The organism is Geitlerinema calcuttense NRMC-F 0142 (assembly GCF_030285425.1).
This window is the reverse complement of sequence record NZ_JASVEJ010000032.1, coordinates 23963-44626: the sequence shown is the minus strand read 5'-3', so window position 1 is coordinate 44626 and position 20664 is coordinate 23963. Positions and strand designations below refer to the sequence as shown.

Below are 20664 nucleotides of genomic sequence, written 5' to 3'. Positions count from 1 at the left end.
GAATTAAGGTTTTGGGAGTTTTGTCAGTCAACCAGACTTTACACACTGCTACGCAGAAGCTAACGCAACAGCACTGTCTTCCCACTCGGAACTCGGAACGTTGCACTCTTTTCCCCCCACCTCCCCATCTCCCCCTCCCCTCATCCTCTTATCTACTCAGCACTCACTGTAGCCACCGCTTCTTGCTTCGGTTGCTGTAGCAGTGCGGTTAAGCGGCGAACGCGTTCTTCGGTGGGGGGATGCGTCCGAAATAGAGATTGCAAACCGCCAGCCGTGATGGGGTTAACAATCAGTAGGGGTGACATGGCGGGGTTGCCATTCATGGGGATTTGGCGACCGATTTCTTCAAGCTTTTGCAAGGCGTTGACTAAGCCTAGGGGGTTTCCGGTGATTTCTGCGGCCCCGGCGTCGGCGGCATATTCGCGAGTGCGAGAAATGGCCATTTGAATCAGCATGGCGGAAATCGGGGCCAGAATGATTAGGGCTAAGACGCCTAGAGGGTTGCCACCTTGACGGTTATCGCGGGTGACGGGGCCGTACATTGCACCAAAGGTTAGCATCCGTCCGACGAAGGTGATGGCACCTGCTAGGGTGGCGGCGACGGCTTGGGTGAGGGTGTCGCGGTTGCGAATGTGGGTGAGTTCGTGGGCGAGAACGCCTTCAAGTTCTTCTGGGGTTAAGGCTTCTAGAATCCCCTGGGTGACGGCGACGGCGGAGTTTTCGGGGTTGCGTCCGGTGGCGAAGGCGTTGGGGGTTCGCGTGGGAACGATAAACAGTTTGGGCATGGGTAAGCCCGCTTTGTTACTTAAACGCGCGACGCTATCGTAAAGTTGGGGGGCTTCTTCTCGCTGGAGGGGTTGGGCGCGATAGGCGGCTAAGGCGGCTTGGTCTGAAAAGTACCAGGAACCAAAGCTACTAATAGCCGCAAAGATTAAGCCGAGATATAAACCTTGTTCGTTCCCTACGAGATAGTAGCCCGCGAGTACGAGTAATCCGCTTAAAAGTCCTAATAGACCGACTGTTTTTAATTGATTGCCAAGCATTTTTACGTTATAACCATTTATTTTGAAGGTATTTTTAACGTCTCATACTTTATTGACTCAGCAATCTACCCAGTGAGATAAAGGGTTATCTGTCAATCGATAGGGGATGTCAGGGGGTATCGGGGTTGTTTTTGTTGGCACCAAATAGCAAGATTTGGACTAGGGAAAGGATGCCCCACCCTAGTCCAAAAATCAGGAGCAATATCATTAAAGGGGCAAGTCCGGCAAAGGGGGCAAGGATAGCTAGCAGCAATAAGCTGATGAACAAAATTCGGGTAATAGCGCGATTCATGGCGGTTATCTGAAAGTCATTGCTTACACGATAGCGATCGCGCTTCCGAAGTGCCTATTACCCTAGAGCTAAATTTAACTTAAAGGATTGGCGATCGCGTTGCCAAGTCAAACTTATACCCATCGGGCAAAACATGCAGTTTCACGTCGCACAGGGCTAAGTTCTCATCTCTGAGTAAGGTATCGATGTTACTGTGGGAACTTCCCTTTAAATCGACAATCGTACAAGAGGCTTCGCCAATCACTTCTAACTGGTGGTTAGAAACGACTACGGCGGTATTTTCATCAATGCCTAATCCTAACAGGTGCGGTTTGCGAGCGACGGCTGCTAGAAGGCGTCCAATTCTTCCCCGCTGAGAAAAGTGTTGGTCAATTACCACTTCCGGTAAGAAACTCATCCCTTCATCGGTTTCGACAATTTCTAAACGGGGATGGGTTTCTGAATCTCCCTCTACAATCATGGTTGCAGACATCATACTCGCCCCGGCGCTGGTTCCGCCCACCGTAATGCCATCGCGATAGCGTTTTAATAGGGCTTTATGAATTTCTGTGCCTTTTAGGGTATCTGTGATTCTAGCTTGGTCGCCTCCGGTAAAAAAGACGCCTGTTGCTTTATCAATAGATTCTAAAATGGTTGAAGAACGCGCGTCTTCTCGGTCTGTGGTATCGGCAATTCGGACATCTTTCACGCCCAAACGTTCAAATACGCGAATATAATTATCGCCGACTTCTCTAGGGAGTTCTGTGGCTACCGTCATTACAACAATTTTGGCATCTAATCCGCCCGAAAGCCGGACAAATTCGCGCAAGATTTTGCAGTCGCCGTCTTTATCTTCTGCCCCGCCAATAATAACGAGTTGTCCTTGGGCTTGTTTTGCTGGATTTGCGGTAGCATCTCCATTAACAGAGTCGGCTTGCGTTTCTTGAACCTGATTTACCATAAAGCCTCCAAGAGTGAATTGGGTTCAAATCACCTTCTCCTGTTTCTGCTGGCTTGCGTTAGGGGCTATCAGTCAACAGTTTTTCCCTCCAACTACGATCGCGCTGGGGGGAAGCTTTGCAACTATTTGACAAGCGTAAATTAACTAAGATAGCTTTACCAACAAGGTGTAGAATTTTCTCGGCTGCTAAAAAGATTCATCTTTTACGGGGCAAGTCAAAAATTCTACTGAGCGATCGCGAACGAGGAGATTGGGACGGGGATTTGTTATCTGAAAAGGTTGATACTTTTAGTAAACTCTAATCTTTGGGGTTTGTGGATTTGCCATTTGGTAGATTCTATAACAGATTTTCTTTCACTCTTGAGGTATAGGGAAAGGACAAAGTGAAGACACTGCAAGCTTCTGGCGATTTTGAGCCGTTGCTCGCTTTCTATTCAAACTCTAAGCGCAAACGAGAAACTGAGGTGCGCGGATAATAATTTTGGAGAATTTGCTCGTAGGTATACCCTTGTTCGGCTAAACTGAGCGCGCCGAGTTGGCTCATTCCTTTACCCTGAAAAGCTTCCGCGACAATTTCATCAGATGCAGCATACAGCGACTCAACGATTCCACCTTTATAGCTGACAAACTCGCCTGCGGTTTCGTCTACGGCTTGGGAGGTGCGTTCGGCTTCTCGGTCAATGCCGCTATAGACTTGATAATACTCGTCTGAACCGAGATGATAAAACGAACTGACAGGTTTAAAGTAATAGGTTAAGGCATAGGAACGCGCCGCGATCGCCTGAGCTTTCAGCGCCTCCGTTTTCCAGCTTGGCGAGACTTCGCTAGCAACGACGCTATACAGATATTGGCGCAAATTAATATAGTTAACGGCCCATAATACACCCCCATCAGCCACAAACAAAAATCGCCCGCGATAGGTTCGATTTCCAATGGTGGTTAAGCCTTGGTGAGATGCATCTAAGAACACCACCGCCGGGAGGCTTTGGGTATTTAAACTCATTCCCGATGCTGATGCAGATAAGGTATAGGTTTCGTGGGGGGCAAGTTGGGCGAGCAGTTGGCCGCTTTGGTCGTAAACTTGAGCTTGGATAGAGGAACTCAGCGTTAAAGTAGGCACTTTCGTTGCGATCGCCACATGCATTTCAATGGTTGAATCTACAGAAGGTAAAGAGGCCACATATCGGGCTTTAGCCGCTTCATTCAAAGCCTTTTCAGCTTCTGTGAGTTCGGGTGATGTCGGGTTTTGCGGGGGTTGGGGAGAAGGAGAAGCCTCCGGGGTTGGTGCTGGCGGTACAGAGGGTTCAACGCTAGGTGTAGGAAGCGGTGTGGGGGTAGGTTCTACAACCGGAGAAGGTTTGATGCTTTGAATCACTGAAGGAGCAGTTGAAGCTGAGTTAAAATCGCTCTTAGCAATTGCTAGCATCGCGGGTAATGGCAAAAAGCCCAGGAATAGCAGCCACCAAGGCTGTTCTTGAAAGAATTTGCGAATTTGCTCTTGGGTCATTACTGGGGAATTAAAAAATCTAGAGATTGCTTAAAGGGCGATCGCTGAGGAGTTCCGGAACAAAAAAATTGGGAATTCGGGTTTGAGAATAGGTAGTTGGGAAATTGTATAGCCGTTTCTAGTTTTACACCTTAACAATGAACGCAATACTACAGTTTGGCGAATGGAACCCACAAGCGGTTCGCGAATTTAAAGGACGCTTAAAAGGTCGTAACATCACGATCGCGATCGCAGCTTCTATCGTAACTCAGGCATTGCTGATGCTTGTCTGCATCAGCGAGCTTCCCACCCTGGGGAGCAACAGCTATAGTACCTATTGCATCCAGAATCCAGAAGGATATTGTAGCGCCATTGACTGGGCAAAATGGTGGTTGAGTTTATTTCAATTCCTCTGTTGGCTTTTACCCCTAGGATTAGTAATTGGTAGCGTTTACCTGCTCATTGAGGACTTATCCAAAGAAGAACGGCGGGGAACCCTCAACTTTATTCGTCTAACACCGCAGTCGAGTCAAAGTATTTTGCTCGGTAAAATTCTAGGGGTACCGATTCTCGTTTATCTAGCGGCTGCTTTATATTTACCCTTGTTTGCGATCGCAGGCATTAGCGCCGGGATGAACTTGCTGTGGATCGTCGGCTATATTCTATTTCTAGGTGTTGTTAGCTTCTTCTTTTCAAGCGCTGCGCTACTGATGGCATTTCTCAAAGCCGAACAACCGTGGTTAGGGAGTTTTTGCGCTGCGTATTTCGTATCGGGCTTGCTGAGTAGTTATTTCTTGTTTTTTGAGGCCAACCAAACCAGTAGAAATGCGACTGAGTTCAAATGGTTTATCTTACCTTTAGGTCAGAGTTACTGGGTGTATCAAAGCTTTGTCTTAACCACGCTTGGGGTCGGATGTTACTGGATTTGGCAAGCGTTAAACCGTCGCTTTCGCAACCCCAATGCCACGATTTTAAGTAAAGCACAGAGTTATGGGTTAGTGACGAGCGTGCAACTGTGGATACTGGGGTTTATTGTTCCGCTTTCCGAGCATGAAGTCGCGCTAGCAGTCGTCACCAGCTTAAACCTATTCGGCTTCTTGGCGATTGTCTCTGCGATTACGCCCCATTGTCAAACCTGTCTAGACTGGGCGCGCTATCGGCATACCATGCCCCATCGCCGCTCCTTGTGGCAAGATTTAGTTTGGGGTGAAAAAAGTCCGGCAATTGTGGCGATCGCAATTAACCTGGGCATTATGCTAGCAATCTGGGGAACTTGGGTGCTAACCTGGCCGAGTCACGCCCCCAAATGGCAAAGCCTAGCCATTTTGATCGTCAGTGCTAATCTGATTTTGGTCTATAGCGCGATCGCTCAAGCCATGCTGATGAACAAATCCCCCAAACGCGTCCTCTGGACGGGGTTAACCCTTTCAACCGCCGTAGCACTTCCCCCTACTTTACTCTATCTCTTGGCCGGCCCCCTCGGCACAGGAACCCTCACCTCTCCAATTCTGACAACCCTGTGGTTCGCTTCCACCTTTAGCGCCCCTTGGTTTGTGGTGGAAAGCGTTAGCGGACTTAGCGTTGGTTTAGCGATATTGGCTCAGTGGAGTCTTTTTGGACTCTTCGCGCTTCAACTTTCTCGCAAGTTCCAACAAGTCGGCGCTTCTGCGGCTAAAACCTTAACGGGAACCTCACCCATTACCGCCCAACCTAAAGCATAGAATATTGAATTCAAGAATTCGATTGGGACAGGGGAAGTTCTCCTGTCCTAATTTTTTGCACATCAACCTTAAATTTCCCGCAAACAATCAATACAACTTGCGGCGTCTGCTCAATAACTTGCCTAAAATCGGTTTGGACTCAGATCTTGCACCAGTGCCAGAAACCGGGTTTCTTGCCAATTGTTCAAGCTGAAACCCTTTATTCTTCAAGGATGGTGCAAGATGTCAGTTTGGATGGATTTGCAACTTTTTTCTGTAGATTTTTACGCTCATGAAGAAAATTCTGTCACGCCTGAAACCGTATCTGCGCTGGGTGATTCTGGGCGGAACGCTATTTTTTCTAGCAAAAGCTTTAAAAGATAATTGGCGAGAAGTTGCAGCCATTCGCATCGAACCCGCCGGATGGGCCGCTTTAACCTTAGCCTTGGGCGTCACCCTCCTGGCTCATATTTGGTCGGGATGGGTATGGGGTTGGATTTTGCAAACCTTTAAACAACCCGTTTCTAATGTTTGGGCGGTTATGGTTTACCTGAAAACCAATATCGCCAAATATTTACCCGGTAATGTTTGGCACTTCTACGGGCGAATTAAAGCCGTTACGGGTCTGGGGGCTTCTTTAGGAGTCGCAACCCTCAGCGTACTATTAGAGCCGTTATTAATGGCCGCTGCGGCTTTGTTGATTGCCCTAATGGGTAGCCAGCAACTCAACTGGGGGTTGCAACTGTTGGCGCTAGTGGCGGTACTCGGCGGCATTCATCCCCGCGTTTTGAACCCAATTTTAGATTATCTCAAGCGCGTCAAAGGCAAGGTTAGTCAATCGACCCGCTCAGAAACGGCTGACCCTTCCGTCACTGAAGCCCCCCCTGAGAACGCTCAGGAAGCTAGCTATCAACTCAAACGCTATCCTCTGGTTCCCTTATTGGGAGAAGTGGGGTTTGTTGGGTTACGCGGGGTTGGCTTTGTGCTGACGTTTCTCCCCTTTGTAAACCTAAGCGCCGACCAAGTTCCCTCAATTATGAGCGCGTTTAGTCTTGCTTGGCTGTTGGGTTTAGTGATTCCGGGGGCCCCTGGTGGTATTGGCGTGTTTGAAGCGACGGCTTTGGCGCTGTTAGATGGTCAATTTTCGTCAGCGATTTTGTTGAGTGCTGTGGCGCTATACCGTTTGATTAGCGTGATTGCAGAGGCGGCGGGCGCGGGTTTGGTTTGGCTAGACGAACGGCGTTGATTAACCGCAAAACTTGGAATTGTCCAGGGTAGAGTCACGGGTTTCACGAACTCTTTTTGGAATCATCTGGCGGATAAAGATTCTGTAAATTCTCAAAGGCGATCGCGCACCTTGGCAAGGCAAGATCGATCGGTCAGAAACTTCGGAAGCGAAGTATTAATCGATCGTAAGGAATGGACTTTATGGTTGTTCCTGTGCAAAGTCATGCTCGGCTTATTGTTGCGTCTGTCACTGTTTTAGCGGCGACACTGGGTACAAATGCGATCGCTCAGGCGGGAACTATCCGCCACGATCGCGCGGATGCTGAATATCTCGATTTAGCCACGCTGTTTCCGAGTGTCGGATATTTGCGGGCGAGAAATGACGGGGGCGGTTGGACCTGTTCGGGTACGCTGATTGATGCCTCCTATGTCCTCACGGCTGCCCATTGCGTTGAATCTCCAGAGGGCTATCTGACGCAAGGCAGCTTTTCTGTAGGCGGCAGCCGCTATGGTATTGCGGGCGTGACGGCCCATGAAGGTTGGTTTTCGAGCAACCGCCAGTTACTATCCGGTACGGATATCGCAATTTTACTCCTCGATCGAGCAGTCGCGAATGTGAATCCGGCGGAACTCTTTAGGGGAACCAACGAACACCTACAACTGGGAACCTATGTAGGGTATGGTTTAACGGGTAACGGTTTGACGGGTTCAATTCCCGGTTCGGGGGGAACGAAACGCGCCGGACAGAATATGATTGCGGTGGGCGGTCAGTTATCCCGCTATGGCTATAACGACAAACTGCTGGTTTCCAACTTTAGCGATCCGAGGCGTGCCGGACAAAATCCCTTCAATACCGCCCAGCCTTTAGAATATCAACTCTCATCGGGGGATAGTGGCGGGGGATTATTTATCAATAATCAGGTGGCGGGGGTGCATTCGTTTATTAGCGATCGCTCTGGTGGGAAAATTGACTCCAACTATGGAGAATTCTCGGCTTCAGTTCGCGTCTCTGACCATCTCAACTGGATTCGCAACCAAATTACCAATCTAGCAATTCGCTTCAATCGACCGGCTTCTGAGCGGATTACAAGTCTAGGTCAAAGCACGGCTGTTTCCGATCCCTCAAGCACTGACGATCGCTTTGCCCGTTCCTCAGTGCAAGATTGGGATAACTTACCAGAACAACCGGAATCGGTACCCGAACCTAACCTTGTTTGGGGACTCTGCGGTTTAGGGCTTTTCGGCTGGTTAGGGCGGCGCAAGTTGAAAAACGCTCCAACCGCACCCAAGCGTTAAACCCCTTTAACCGCCGAAACCGCAAACGTGAGAACGGTTTCATCCACCCCTTTGAGCTTTAGGGGACTGCATTTAGTAATTTCGTCTTCTGCCAAATAATCGGCGACAGCCGCAGAGACAAGGATCGTACTGGGTTCGGCGGCTTGCTGCAAGCGGGAAGCAATGTTAACCGCCGGCCCAATTGCCGTATAATCGGCACGTTCGGCACTGCCAAACATGCCAACGACGGCCGTTCCTTGGTGAATGCCGCAGCGAAAACGGACTTGGGGAATACCGGCCGTTTCCCAGCGATCGTTGAGGACTTCTAAACGGGCTTGCATTTGCCTTGCAGTCGCGATCGCTCTTTTGACCTGTTCGTTCGGGCTTAAATCTTCCGGCGCGCCAAAAATCGCTAATACCGCATCGCCCATAAACTTATCCACCGTACCGCCATTTTCAAAGACTGCGTGGCTCATTTCCTCCAGGTATTCATTGAGGACTTCCGCCACTCGGCGCGATCGCAATGTATTAGAAATCTGGGTAAACCCGACAATATCGCTAAATAAAATCGTAATCAGGCGCGGTTCTGGACGCAAAGACAGCGAGAGCGTCCCCTCTGCGGCTTTTTGCACCATCACGGGCGGTAAAAAGCGGCGCAGCACCGACTCAGTTAAATAGGTATTCAACTCAGAAACCCGGCGTTCGTTAGCTTTGAGGGCTAATAAGTTGCGAACCTCAGCCAATAACTCTCGATCGTTAAACGGCTTTGATAAATAGGCATCAGCACCGCGTTCCGCCCCTTCAATGCGCGTATCTTCATCCACCTTTGCCGTCAGCAGAACAATGGGCGTCCCTTTAATCTCGTCGCAGTTGCGAATAGAGACAATCATCTCCAAACCCGACACCACAGGCATCATCAAATCCGTCACAATTAAATCGGGGCGTTGGGCTTGAGCAACTTCAAACCCTTGCGCGCCATTGCGGGCGAGCAGAACGCGATAGCCGCTATTGGCGAGAATGCTAGAGACATAGGTTCGCAGATCGGCATTATCGTCTACCACCAGGATCGTTGCACCCCCTGCCTCTGCGGAATTGTTGTTCGGCAGACTTTCCTCTGAACCTGCTGCCCCAGTCGTCATTAACTCTTCGACTTCAATATCGGCAAACTCTACAGAAGCGCGTCGGCTTTGTAACTCTGTGGGGACTTCAATCACCTGTTCTGCGGGCAAGTGAGCGCTGCCGATTTGCAACCACACCGAGAAGGTTGAGCCTTCCCCATAGATCGATTCTACAGAAATTTGCCCGCCGTGCAGTTCCACCAATTCGCGAACGAGGGCCAATCCTAACCCCGTTCCTTCGTAGGAACGATTGACGGAGCCTTCCGCTTGTCGAAAACGCTCAAACAGATGGGGAATCTGATCGGCGCGAATGCCAATCCCGCTATCTTGCACTTGCAGGAGGCAATGATCCCCCGCTTTCTGCAAAATCACCGTAATCTGTCCGTTCACGTTGGTGAACTTCATAGCATTAGACAGCAGGTTATACAGCACCTTATCAAACCGCTCGACATCTAGGTAAATCGGCGGGACGGGCGCTAACTGAGTTACCAGCTCAATCCCTTTCTTCTCGCAATAAGACCCAAAAGCATCTACAATTTGGTTGACTAACTCGCCGAGGTTGCAGGGTCGGAAACTGGGCTGCATTCGTCCGGCGTCTAGGCGCTGCAAGTCTAGCAATTGGTTGACGAGGCGTAACAGGCGACGCTGGTTGCGAAGGGCGATCGCGCTTTGTTCGTAAGATAAGCCCTGTCCCGATGCGACGGCCGACTCTAGCGGACCGATGGTGAGGGTGAGGGGGGTGCGGAATTCGTGGGAGATATTTTGGAAGAATTCCGTTTTTTGGCGGTCTAACTCCAGCAGTTGCTCGGCTTGCTGGCGGTTTTTGGTAGAGGCGAGACTGCTGAACGGCGATCGCAGCCTGAGCGGCGACGGCTTGAGCCAGTTCAATCTCTGCGTTGGTCCATTTACGGGGAGATTGGGTTTGGCGCAAAGAAATGCTGCCAATAATTTGCCCATCCGAGAGCAAGGGAACGACTAAAAGCGCCCTAGCACGTTCTCGCAGGGGTAAATCGAGCAAGCGTTCTTGTTCGTGGGTTCGCAAGTCGTGGATTGCAACGTGCTGTTTGGTTTCTAAAAGTTTTACTAAAACCGGGTTCCCCGTAATCGGCACCACAGACTGGGGGAGGGAAACCGAACGGGGACGAAGGTTCTGAGCATCATTGGCGATCGCAGGCGGCGAGAACGACAGATCGGAGGAGAGGGGATCTTGGGGATCGGTGGAGCGTACCCCCAAGGCCCGATCGTATAATCCCACGCATTGAACGTACTCGTCTTCTCCCGTCCACAACGATAAAGCACACCCATCGACTTGCAACGCTTGTCCGAGTTGTTGGGTAATAGCAGCAAAAATATCTTGGGGATCGAGACTCGAACGGATAGCGGCGGTAATGGTATTGACTAAGCTTTCGCGCTTGGCAAGTTCGCGCACCTGTTCGTAGGCGCGGGCTTGGGAAACGGCTAACCCAGCTTGATCGGCCACCATCACCACCAGTTGCACCTCATCATCTTGCCAGTTACGCGGTTCTTGGCACTGATGCAGCGCCAGCACGGCCATCAGTTCTTGCTGGCAGATGAGGGGAACCACCAAGCTAGAGCAAATATTCGCTTGTTCAAAGGCGAGATAGCGCTGTTGGAGGGCCAGTTGTTCGACGGGGTTTTCGAGTTGTTCGAGGTTCTGGAAGCGTTCGTCGGTGGCGACTTCGTAAATGACTTGAATGTCTTGGGTTTCCCAGACGGTTTGCGCTAAAAGGGCGTGCAGGGGGTTGGTGGGGGGTTCGCCGTTGCTGTTTTGGCGATAGGTTCCCTCGCTAGAACGCGCTTTGAGTTGGGCTTCGGTTGCATCGTAGACGAACCACTCGTTTTGCATTTCTCCCTCTTGGAAGGGGCGCAAAATGCACAAATCCACCTCAAACATATGGCCGACGGTATCGACGATAGTTTGCAGGATTTGGCGGTAGTCTAAGGCACTGCGGATGGTGTTGGTGACGGCATTGAGCAGCGATTCTTGGCGCAGGGTGCGGCACAGTTCGCGGGTGCGTGCTTTGAGGACGTTATGGGTATCGACGCCTTGCTGGACGACGGCTCGCAGTTCGGTTTCTTCCCAGGGTTTGGTGACATATTTAAAGACTTTACCGGCGTTAATGGCTTCTACGAGGTCTTCAACATCGGTATAGCCGGTGAGGATAATCCGGATGATTTCCGGATATTGGGTGGCGGTTAAGCTGAGAAACTCAGTCCCGCTCATCAACGGCATTCGTTGATCGGAGATGATCACCGCAACATCGCCTTCGGTGGCCAAAATATCCAACGCCACTGGCCCGGATTCGGCTCTGAGTACCTGGTAATCGCGGCGGAACGTGCGATACAGCAAATCGAGGTTATCGGGTTCGTCATCGACAACCAATATTTTCGGCTTACTTTTGTGGGGGGATTTCATGCACCGCTCTCCTGTTGCAAGGGCCGTTGACTGAAATATCGCCGACTCCCTGCGCGCTGATTCAGGCGATCGCCTGTTTTGCACCGTGATTGTCCTCTGAGTGTCCCTGGCTGTTGCATTGCTGTAAATCGACCAATTAATTGCAAGGAATGACTGGCGTAAACGTTTTAATTGGTTTGACGTGCTATGGTAGCATCAAGCCCAAATGTCAACCCAGTATGCACCCCTGCTGTTGGGTTCTTGGACCTAAAACACATGAAAGCGCGAGCCTTGGTTGATGTTCGCGTAGCGTGCTTTCGGAAATTGCTCTTGAGTCGAGCCAGGGATGAGATCCGCTCTCGCAATCCGCCTTGGCGGAATCGCGCCCCATTGCCACAAAGCCAATAACCTGAGAAGCATTACCTCGGTTAACCTTTTCTATCCGGATCGATCGCAGTTGAACGCGGGTAGAGCGAGTTGGGTTGGCACTTTCATGGGTTGATGCTGTCCTTGTACAATCCTAATATAGTCTTTAATGCTGGTTGTTTAGAGTGTTCCCCGCTCTACGGCATTGCTAACAGCCTAGCAGGACTAGCGCAGGAGTTTGTCGCATCTGTTGGCTCGTTAATGCTGGGTAGTGGTGAGCGTTGTGAATTCCGATTACAGTCATTCAACCTATTGCGAGCCAGATTCTGAGGGCGATTGTACCACTCATTTTCCCTATACGGTTCGAGTCTCTCGTTTAGAAGATGTCGAACAAAGTGCAGAAATTTTAGCGGAAAGCTTTCATTCGCGCTCTGGGCCGATGGGTTATATCTATCCTTTATTGCGCCTGGGAATTTCTGAAGATTTACGCAACCGCGTGCGATCGCCCTCGCCTCATTATGTCTGTCTGGTGGCCGTTGAAACCAGCAATTCCAGCAATCCCCTGAAGGTGGCGGGAACGGTGGAGATGGGCGTTCGCTTCCGTCCGGGTGGGGTCGGCTCGTCCGATCGTTCGATCTCCACGAGTCCTAGAAGCCACCAACAGCTTTATATCTCGAATTTGGCGGTCAAAGCCATTTATCGCCGCCAAGGGATTGCTAGCGCTCTGTTGCAGTCGTGCGAGCAGATGGCGCTGCGCTGGGGATGCCCGCATTTGTACTTGCATGTTTTAGAAAATAACCATCAGGCTCGCCGCCTCTACTACCGTTTGGGGTATCGCTTGCACCGCATTGATTGGAGTTGGGAGTGCTGGCTGTTTTCTAAGCCTCGCAAACTTTTGCTCTACAAGCACTTGTCGGCTCAACCTCGCGCTGAAGTGTCGGCTCAAGAACGCGATCGCTCTTGAGGCGTTCCCCAAAGACTCGCACTTGCTCAATTGAGTAGTGTAGGCTGGTACACAAGCTACCATTATTGAGACGTAAGGGTTGGTGCTAGTGGAGGTCGAAACTAAGGTTAGTCGTTTAGAGTCAATTGTGGAAAAAATGGGCGAAGCCGTCATCGCGACGACTGAAACGGTGGAGCGTCTCTCCGATCGCGTTGATGCTCTCGCGATCAGCGTGCAGCAGCAAGGCTATCAAATTTTTGCCTTAAGCGATGCCATTCAAACGTTAGCGGAAAATCAGGATGCTTCTTTGAAAGAACTCAAGCAGCTTTCACAAACGCTTCAACGTCTTGTGGTTTTACTTGAGGAAGTTGAGGATTCTCAATAAGGACTGGGGTGTTTTGTGCAAGTCTGTAGCGCCAAACGCGCTAAACTATCATGATGCAGTGGGTTGAACATCTGGCTGGGGTGGAAATTGACTCAGGGGCGTTTTGAGAAATGCCGCCTTGGGATTCCATTTTCACGCAGCCTGCTAACTCCAAAGCGGGAATGTCTGGTAAAGTGTCGGGATGTGAGGCTCACAACCCATGAGTGAGGTAGATCAATTCGCGTCGTTCTGGCGATCGCAACTGGAAAAAGAATGTGGCGATCGCGATTCGGAAACTCGTCAAAGTATTATTGAGTGGCTTTTGGGGGAAGATCGAGACCGCCTAGAAACCCTAGACTCGCAACAGTTGGCGATCGCTCACCAGGCGATGGATTACCGCTATCGCATTTTACGCCAGCGTTACCTAGGGGTATCGCCCGAAAAAGCCTATAGCCGCTTGATGCAGCGCTTGGCCAGTCTATTTCTGATTCGCAATAAGATTCGGACTTGGGTGGCCCTCAGTCGCGATCGCCAGCGTTCGGTGGTGGATGTCCTGCAAGAGGTGGTTCAGGAGTTATTGCAAAGCGATCGCTATCTTCAGCAGCAAATGAGCTGGATTGCTCAATGTACCGCTAATCCTCGCTTGCGAAACCAACTGATGCTGGCAAGTACCGAAGAATATTGTCTGCGACCGATTCGCAACCAACCCCTATTACTCTATCGGTTTGTCAATTATCTGCGCCGCACCCAACGCGGCGGGATGACTCAGGTTCCAACGGGAGACTTGGTGCGTCTGGTGTCCGAAGAACTGGTTCCCGATGATGCCGATAGTCCGGTGAGTTTGCTCGATACCCAAGCAATCGTTGAATATCAAGAAAATCAGGCTTGGGAAGAACAGCAACGCCAGCGCCAAGCCGTCCAACAGCAGTTTGAAGATTACCTCAAAGAACAGCTTGACGACCAGGCTGCCCAATGGTTGCAATTATACTTGCAAGGTCGCACCCAAGAGGCGATCGCCCAAGAACTGAACGTACCGATTAAACAGGTCTATCGCCTGCGCGAGAAAATTAGCTATCATGCGACGCGGATTTTTGCCCTCAAACACCAACCCGAACTGGTGGCGAGTTGGTTAGAAACCTCCTTACAGGAGCATAACCTGGGTTTAACGCCTAGCCAGTGGAATCAGTATTGGCAAAGCTTAACCCCCGATCGGCAGCAACTGTTAGAAGCCTTGAAATCCGGTCAAAGCATTGAAGCGATCGCCTCTGAGTTGAACTGGAAGACCAATCAAGTCATGGGAGAATGGAGTAAGCTTTATTTAGCAGCTCAGGCGCTGCGAAGTGCCTCCTAAGCCGATAGCGTCAAGTTCAGTTGACAAATTTTTCGGGGTGCAACTGGTCGTGCGAGATAGGAAGAGATCGTTGCTTTACCCATGATTAGTGGCTAGTTTTTTTCTCGTTGGGCGAGCAATGGTGATGCCTATCATCCCTTAAAATCGGCGGATATTGGGGGAAATCCTCTGAAAAAGAAAACTAACCCACCCTTAAATCCATGCCGGCTTCATCAGATGACCCCACCATGCATAAGATAACTGGCTCTCGTCAACCCTCCCCGTTGACTCCCGATGGTCGTTCGGATGCAGTGCATCTGGATCGGGAGCAAATGTTTCATCTCATTGATGGCGTCTTACCTTTTGAAGCCTGTCTCTATCATCAAGTGCTACCGCTTTCTTTGGAAGGAAGCGTCTTGAATTTGGGGATGGTGGATCGCGAAGATCATGGGGCCCTCGATTATGTGCGGCGCATATTGGCTTATCTCAATTATTCCCTGGTTCCGCGTCCCATTACCTCTGAGTTGCATCAATCGATGCTGACGGCTTATTTAAATCAAGCTGGATCGCAACAATCTCGCAACTCCAATCATTTACCTCCGGCTTGGAAGCCGCAAAAACCTAAACTCGAAGAACGGCAAAATCAACCCACTTTAATTGTTGATAGTCCAGATGAGATTGATACGGTTTCTGCGGAGAGCGATCGCCCCGAACCCGCGATTGAGTCAGATCTCGTGCCGGAACCCCCACCGCCACCTGTGGCTGATCTCCCGCCTGTAGCGCCGGTTAAAAATGCTTTACCCGCATTAGATGCCAAAGCCCAATACCTGTCGAGTCCGGTTGAGTTTTTAGCCACCCTACCGCCTCAAGAACTGCTGCGAGAACTCCTCGGACGGGTGATGGTTGGGGGAATTGGACGGTTGTATTTTGAACGCCATCAAGATTGGGGACGCATTTTATGGAGTTTGAACGGGGTGTTGCAGTCGGTGTTGGATGGACTGCCGCCGACTTTGTTTCAAGGGGTGATTAATGAGTTAAAATTGCTGACTCATTTACCGTTAATTACGGTTCAGCAACCCAAACAGGTGGAGATCGAACGCCGACACGACCAAACGCGCCTGTTGTTGCGCCTGCGGGTGATGCCGGGGAAGTATGGCGAGGAGGCGACGCTGCAAGTGTTGCGAGGGGCGGCGTTGAAGTTCTACCAGCAGCAGCAGTTGGCAAACTTGGGACGCGATGCGCTGACGATCGCGCAGCAGTTGCAACAAAAACTCAATGAGATTCGCGATCGCACTCGCGCCAATCCGAGTTTATCGGGAAATCAGTTGGAAGCGTTACCGGGTTTGAATCAAATGCTGAAAAACCTCGAACGGCAAATTCGCGATTTAGAAGAAATTCAAGGGAGATCCGAAGAACAAGACTAATGCGGCCTCCCAGCATTCAGCCCGGTTGAAGGTCTATCCTGGATAAAGAGGCATAGAAAGAAGGCGCTGAATGAGTAAAAAAGCGATCGCAATTGCTGTGGTGGGCGATATCCACGATCGATGGGATGCCACGGATGGAGAGATTCTCAAGGCGTTGGGGATTGATTTAGTCTTGTTTGTTGGGGATTTTGGTAATGAGTCGATCCCGGTTGTCAGCGCGATCGCCGATCTCAAGCTTCCCAAAGCGGCTATTACTGGCAATCATGATTGTTGGTATACCGCCTCGCCTTGGGGTCAGCGTCAATGTCCCTACGACCGGAATGTAGAGGATCGAGTGCAGCAACAACTCGATTTACTGGGCGAAACCCATGTGGGTTATAACAAGCTGGATTTTCCTGAGTTTAATTTAACAGTGGTGGGCAGTCGCCCGTTTAGTTGGGGCGGCCCGGACTGGAAGAATGCGGCATTTTATCGCGATCGCTTTGGGGTGGAGGATTTTCAACAGTCCACAGAGCGGATTGTAGCGGCCGTTAAACAGGCGAAGTACGACACGGTTCTGTTTTTAGGTCATTGCGGCCCAACCGGGCTAGGAGACAAAGCTGAAGACCCCTGCGGCAAGGATTGGAATCCCTTGGGGGGCGATTTTGGCGACCCGGATTTTGCCGAGGCGATCGCCCAAACCCGCCGTTTAGGTAAAACGATCCCCCTCGTCGCCTTTGGCCACATGCACCACAACCTGCGCCACACCCAAACCCAACTGAGGAAATCTCTAGCCGTCAGTCCTGAAGGCACAGTTTACCTCAACGCCGCCCGCGTTCCCCGGATCGTTACAACCCAAAGCCAAGAACAACGTAACTTTTCCCTCGTCACCCTCGAAAAAGGTCAAGTTACCCAAGCCTCTCTGATCTGGGCTAATCTAAACGGCGAAATCGTTTCCCAAGAAAATCTCTATCAACTTTCCCCTCAAGTCGTACAACCCGCCTAAAGAATGCGATATGATAGAAATCGCTATCCTTTTGGAGAGGTGGCAGAGTGGTCGATCGCGCTCGACTTGAAATCGAGTGTACCGAAAGGTACCGTGGGTTCAAATCCCACCCTCTCCGTTTTTAATAGTGCTGAGTGCTGAGTGCTGAGTGCTAAAGAACTATAGTAGGTTGGGTTGACGTAGGAAACCCAACATCTAGCCAGGGAGTTAAGTCCCCGGCGGGTAACACAACCGATGCAAGAGGTGAATCTACTTCAGATCTTGCACCATCCTGAGTAAGGTCTGAGAAACCGGGTTTCTTGCCAATTACTCAAGCTGAAACCCTTATTTTTCGTCGAGAAACCCGGTTTCTGGCACCAATAAAGATGTCAGTCTACCTAACTTCTGCGTAACTTTTGAGAATAGAAGGAAGCAGACTCTTCACCTCTGGCGCATTCTTGGGTAAATTTAATTAAATGATGGGCGACTAAACCGACGTGAATCACCTGTTCAATTTTGCCTTTCTTTAAAGCCGGTTTTGCCATTTGCCAGAAAGTTTGGCGATAGTTGCTAAAAACGCCGACCCTGAGTAAGATTTTACCTAACATGGTTAAGCCTTTTTGGATATTCTTCTTCGAGACGCGCGCCGGACTATTGGGAACCTTAATTCGGTTAGGATAGGTATGCTCGCACTGATAGGCAAAACGCTGATATAAAAAGTCTGGATCGTAGGCTTCCGTAATGCAGCGCTGCCACATTTTCACAACTTCTTCGTAAGGCATTAAAAAGTCTACATTGGATTCCCGGCTTTCATCTAAAATTAGCCTTCCTTCTGTTTCCAAACGCCGCCATAGGGGAGTTCTTGGCAATGCATAAAGTAGGTTAATTGTCAACATTGGAATATTGGACAAGCGAATAAATTCTAAGATATTATCGGCAGTTTCTGGCGTGTCGGTATCGAGTCCGATAATAATTCCAGAAACGACCTCCATTCCGTATTTATTGAGAGTTTTAACCGCATCTAAAATTGGTAAACTGAGGTTTTGGTCTTTAGAAATTGCTTTCAGCGCTTGCGGTTCCGGCGTTTCAATCCCACAGAAGACTGTACAGAAATAAGCTTCTCGCATCATTTCTAATAGCTTGGGACTTTGCGCCAAATTCAATGTCGCTTCGCAAGCAAATTGCAGCGGATAGCCATTACTTTTTTGCCAATCGATTAAATGAGGTAAGAGTTCGGCGACGGCGCGGCGATTTCCAACAAAATTGTCATCAACAAAATAGACTGCACCTGGATTTCCCGCTTCTAGCATTGCATCGAGTTCTTGAAGCACTTGTTGCGGCGTTTTCATCCGGGGATTTTGCCCGTAAAGTTCGGGAATATCGCAGAATTCGCAACGATAGGGACAGCCACTAGAAAATTGAATATTAGCCAGAAAATAGCGGTCTAACGCCAGTTTATGATAGGCAGGCGTGGGAAATTCAGTTAAGGGTAAGCGTTCTTGAGTTTCAAAGCGAACTTGTTGAGAGGGGCGTTCGGTATGACAATCGATATATTCAATCATTGCATCCGTCGCATCGCCCAATTCACCGATGTGAACAATGTCAAAATCGGGGTAATATTCTGGACAACCGGAAACCGAAGGACCGCCAACGATAGTTATTTTTCCGGCTTGGTGTGCGAGTTCGTTAATCTCATTAATTTGCGGGCGTTGGATGTGCATTCCGCTGACAATCACAATATCCGCCCATTGGTAATCGGCTTTTGTTGCCGAACGCACATTTTCATCAATAAACCGGATATCCCATTGTTGGGGTAAGTAGGCGGCGACTATCAGCAACCCTTGGGGAGGCATAAAGGCGCGAACATTCCGCATCAGGGGATAGGCGTGATGAAACGTGCCAAAAGAACGGCTGTATTTGGGGAAGACACAGAGAATGCGGCGCAGGTTGCGGGGAGTATAGCGGGTTTGGGGTGTGGTGACTGGGTTAGGGGGGGGTTAAGGTACCTGTCATTAGGACAATTCCTCACGCAGTTAAAGGCCCTACAGAGTTTGGGGTAAGATGCAATCTACCCTCTTAACCGCACATGATAGCGGGTAACGTCTAAATGCAGTTGATTGTTTTTCTGTTGCGGTCGTCTTGGGGTATGCTGGCGATCGCAATTGGTACCGGGTTCGTGAGTGGCATCAGCAGTGCCAGTCTCATTGCCATTATCAGTTTAGCGGTGAGTCAGGGTTCGGCGGAATCTTTGCGGCTGGCGGCTTGGGGGTTTGCTGGCATTGCGTTTATTGCTTTAATCACCAGTATCATCTCGCAAATGACGCTAATTCGGTTAGCGCAGCAGGCCATTTTTCAATTGCGCCTCACCCTATCTCAGCAAATACTGGGTTCTGAGTTGACTCACTTGGAAGGGTTAGGAATACCCCGACTGATGGCGACGCTAACCGATGACGTACAGGCGGTAACGGATGCGGTTCGGTTGGTTCCCTTTCTCTGCATTGACTTAGCCACGGTTGCGGGTTGTTTGGCTTATATTAACTGGCTATCGTTTCGGGTGTTTGTGCTGGTTTGTCTGCTGACGGTGGTGGCTTTAGGTAGCTGTCGCTGGTTGTTGCGGCGGGGAAAGCGACTGTTAGCCAAGGCGAGGGAACAGCAGGATATCCTATTCGCGAATTTTCGCACCGTCACCGAAGGAACCAAGGAACTGAAGCTGCATTATTGGCGCAGACAAGCCTTTTTACAAGAAGACTTACAACCCACCGCCGGGAGGTTTCGCCGTTATAGCGTTGATGGCTTAACCCTATTCGCCGTGACTTCGAGTTGGGGAAAACTCATCTTTTTCTTTGCGGTGGGGTTTGTATTGTTTGCTTTACCCCAGTTTATGCAACTGCCAGCGGAAACACTATCGGGATATGTTCTCACGTTTACCTATTTGATGTTACCGATGGAACGGCTGGTGAATCAACTGCCGATTCTTAGCCGCGCTAGTATTGCGTTAGAGAAAATTCAGTCTTTGGGGTTATCGCTAGCCAACTCCGCCGAACAGGTTTCGGTTCCCACTGATATTCATTACACTTGGCAAGCGTTATCCTTACAAGGGGTGACGCATCGCTATCGGGGGGAAAGCGAGGACAGCCATTTTACCCTCGGCCCGGTAGATTTAAAGTTACAACCGGGAGAACTGGTGTTTATTGTCGGGGGAAATGGTAGCGGTAAGTCTACCCTAGCAAAGTTGATTGCTGGGTTATACATTCCCGAAGCCGGAGAGATTTATTTAGACGGAAAACGCATTACTTCAGAAAACCGGGAATGGTATCGCCAGCATTTCTCGGCTATTTTCGCAGATTTCTATTTATTCGATCGGTTTTTGGGAATAGATACGCCAAATTTGGAGGCGCAGGCGCAGGCTTATCTCCAGCAACTGCGTTTAGACCATAAGGTGAGGTTAGAAGCGGGGAAGCTTTCAACAACGGCGCTATCCCAAGGTCAACGCAAGCGGTTAGCTCTACTGACAGCATACCTGGAAGATCGCCCAATTTATCTATTTGACGAATGGGCTGCCGATCAAGACCCAGTATTTAAGGAGTTATTCTACACCGAGTTATTGGGCAAATTGCGCGATCGCGGTAAGGCTATCCTAGTCATTAGTCACGATGACCATTACTTTCACCTCGCCGACCGCATCATTAAGCTAGACTACGGTCAGGTGGAATATGACAAACCCCAAGGTTGATTGTTCTAGCGCGTCAGAACTTCCCGCCACAAGTGTAAATGTT

The 20664-nt window shown here is 50.0% G+C and carries 13 protein-coding genes, 1 tRNA gene and 2 pseudogenes; 10 read left to right on the top strand and 6 right to left on the bottom strand.

The window, feature by feature from the left end:
- Window positions 1–152: 152 nt before the first annotated feature.
- The 4 genes from QQ055_RS08650 to QQ055_RS08635 form a co-directional block, all read right to left on the bottom strand.
- Window positions 153–1043: a M48 family metalloprotease gene (locus tag QQ055_RS08650; RefSeq protein ID WP_284477137.1), complete on the bottom strand. Its 891-nt coding sequence runs from the start codon at window positions 1041–1043 to the stop codon at window positions 153–155.
- 109 nt (window positions 1044–1152) lie between these two features.
- Window positions 1153–1335, bottom strand: a complete 183-nt coding sequence (locus QQ055_RS08645) for a hypothetical protein (protein ID WP_283363044.1) — start codon at window positions 1333–1335, stop codon at window positions 1153–1155.
- Window positions 1336–1414: 79 nt separating this feature from the next.
- The gene (locus tag QQ055_RS08640; RefSeq protein WP_284477138.1) at window positions 1415–2275 is read right to left on the bottom strand and encodes a cyanophycinase; all 861 of its coding nucleotides are present in this window, start codon (window positions 2273–2275) and stop codon (window positions 1415–1417) included.
- A 430-nt stretch (window positions 2276–2705) separates the two neighbouring features.
- Window positions 2706–3782 (bottom strand): SpoIID/LytB domain-containing protein, encoded by a 1077-nt coding sequence (locus QQ055_RS08635; RefSeq protein ID WP_284477139.1) that lies wholly within the window; start codon window positions 3780–3782, stop codon window positions 2706–2708.
- Window positions 3783–3919: 137 nt separating this feature from the next.
- Between QQ055_RS08635 and QQ055_RS08630 the strand changes: the two genes are divergently transcribed.
- The 3 genes from QQ055_RS08630 (at window position 3920) to QQ055_RS08620 (ending at window position 7984) form a co-directional block, all read left to right on the top strand.
- Window positions 3920–5482, top strand: coding sequence for a hypothetical protein (locus tag QQ055_RS08630; RefSeq protein WP_284477140.1), 1563 nt, complete (start codon window positions 3920–3922; stop codon window positions 5480–5482).
- Between the two features lie 271 nt (window positions 5483–5753).
- The gene (locus QQ055_RS08625) at window positions 5754–6707 is read left to right on the top strand and encodes a UPF0104 family protein (RefSeq protein ID WP_284477141.1); all 954 of its coding nucleotides are present in this window, start codon (window positions 5754–5756) and stop codon (window positions 6705–6707) included.
- A gap of 182 nt (window positions 6708–6889) precedes the next feature.
- Window positions 6890–7984 (top strand): trypsin-like serine protease, encoded by a 1095-nt coding sequence (locus QQ055_RS08620; protein WP_284477142.1) that lies wholly within the window; start codon window positions 6890–6892, stop codon window positions 7982–7984.
- Here the strand turns inward: QQ055_RS08620 and QQ055_RS08615 are convergent.
- Window positions 7981–11518 (bottom strand): annotated as a pseudogene (locus QQ055_RS08615) (response regulator). The gene QQ055_RS08620 and the pseudogene QQ055_RS08615 sit on opposite strands and share 4 nt — an antisense overlap.
- Before the next feature lie 628 nt (window positions 11519–12146).
- On the opposite strand from QQ055_RS08615, the gene QQ055_RS08610 reads away from it, so the two are divergent.
- The 6 genes from QQ055_RS08610 (at window position 12147) to QQ055_RS08585 (ending at window position 17027) form a co-directional block, all read left to right on the top strand.
- The gene (locus QQ055_RS08610) at window positions 12147–12827 is read left to right on the top strand and encodes a GNAT family N-acetyltransferase (protein WP_284477145.1); all 681 of its coding nucleotides are present in this window, start codon (window positions 12147–12149) and stop codon (window positions 12825–12827) included.
- Window positions 12828–12906: 79 nt separating this feature from the next.
- A complete protein-coding gene (locus QQ055_RS08605; protein ID WP_069966563.1) occupies window positions 12907–13191 on the top strand; it encodes a hypothetical protein in 285 nt (94 codons plus the stop codon).
- A 199-nt stretch (window positions 13192–13390) separates the two neighbouring features.
- A complete protein-coding gene (locus QQ055_RS08600) occupies window positions 13391–14521 on the top strand; it encodes a HetZ-related protein 2 (RefSeq protein ID WP_069966562.1) in 1131 nt (376 codons plus the stop codon).
- Window positions 14522–14721: 200 nt separating this feature from the next.
- Complete coding sequence (locus tag QQ055_RS08595; protein WP_284477146.1) at window positions 14722–15924, top strand: ATPase, T2SS/T4P/T4SS family; 1203 nt, start codon at window positions 14722–14724, stop codon at window positions 15922–15924.
- Window positions 15925–15994: 70 nt separating this feature from the next.
- Window positions 15995–16909 carry a TIGR04168 family protein gene (locus QQ055_RS08590; protein ID WP_284477147.1) on the top strand — a complete coding sequence of 305 codons (915 nt, stop codon included), beginning with the start codon at window positions 15995–15997 and terminating at the stop codon, window positions 16907–16909.
- A gap of 33 nt (window positions 16910–16942) precedes the next feature.
- Window positions 16943–17027 (top strand) — tRNA-Ser (locus QQ055_RS08585).
- A 259-nt stretch (window positions 17028–17286) separates the two neighbouring features.
- Here the strand turns inward: QQ055_RS08585 and QQ055_RS08580 are convergent.
- A pseudogene (locus QQ055_RS08580) lies at window positions 17287–18864 on the bottom strand (B12-binding domain-containing radical SAM protein); the annotation flags it as partial.
- 131 nt (window positions 18865–18995) lie between these two features.
- Here QQ055_RS08580 and QQ055_RS08575 point away from each other — a divergent pair.
- A complete protein-coding gene (locus QQ055_RS08575; RefSeq protein ID WP_284477149.1) occupies window positions 18996–20621 on the top strand; it encodes a cyclic peptide export ABC transporter in 1626 nt (541 codons plus the stop codon).
- Window positions 20622–20664: the final 43 nt, after the last annotated feature.

Excerpts from the sequence above, each read along its gene's own strand:
- QQ055_RS08650 (WP_284477137.1), bottom strand. The coding sequence starts at position 1,043 with ATGCTTGGCAATCAATTAAAAACAGTCGGTCTATTAGGACTTTTAAGC.
- QQ055_RS08645 (WP_283363044.1), bottom strand. The coding sequence starts at position 1,335 with ATGAATCGCGCTATTACCCGAATTTTGTTCATCAGCTTATTGCTGCTA.
- QQ055_RS08640 (WP_284477138.1), bottom strand. The coding sequence starts at position 2,275 with ATGGTAAATCAGGTTCAAGAAACGCAAGCCGACTCTGTTAATGGAGAT.
- QQ055_RS08635 (WP_284477139.1), bottom strand. The coding sequence starts at position 3,782 with ATGACCCAAGAGCAAATTCGCAAATTCTTTCAAGAACAGCCTTGGTGG.
- QQ055_RS08630 (WP_284477140.1), top strand. The coding sequence starts at position 3,920 with ATGAACGCAATACTACAGTTTGGCGAATGGAACCCACAAGCGGTTCGC.
- QQ055_RS08625 (WP_284477141.1), top strand. The coding sequence starts at position 5,754 with ATGAAGAAAATTCTGTCACGCCTGAAACCGTATCTGCGCTGGGTGATT.
- QQ055_RS08620 (WP_284477142.1), top strand. The coding sequence starts at position 6,890 with ATGGTTGTTCCTGTGCAAAGTCATGCTCGGCTTATTGTTGCGTCTGTC.
- QQ055_RS08600 (WP_069966562.1), top strand. The coding sequence starts at position 13,391 with ATGAGTGAGGTAGATCAATTCGCGTCGTTCTGGCGATCGCAACTGGAA.
- QQ055_RS08595 (WP_284477146.1), top strand. The coding sequence starts at position 14,722 with ATGCCGGCTTCATCAGATGACCCCACCATGCATAAGATAACTGGCTCT.
- QQ055_RS08590 (WP_284477147.1), top strand. The coding sequence starts at position 15,995 with ATGAGTAAAAAAGCGATCGCAATTGCTGTGGTGGGCGATATCCACGAT.
- QQ055_RS08575 (WP_284477149.1), top strand. The coding sequence starts at position 18,996 with ATGCAGTTGATTGTTTTTCTGTTGCGGTCGTCTTGGGGTATGCTGGCG.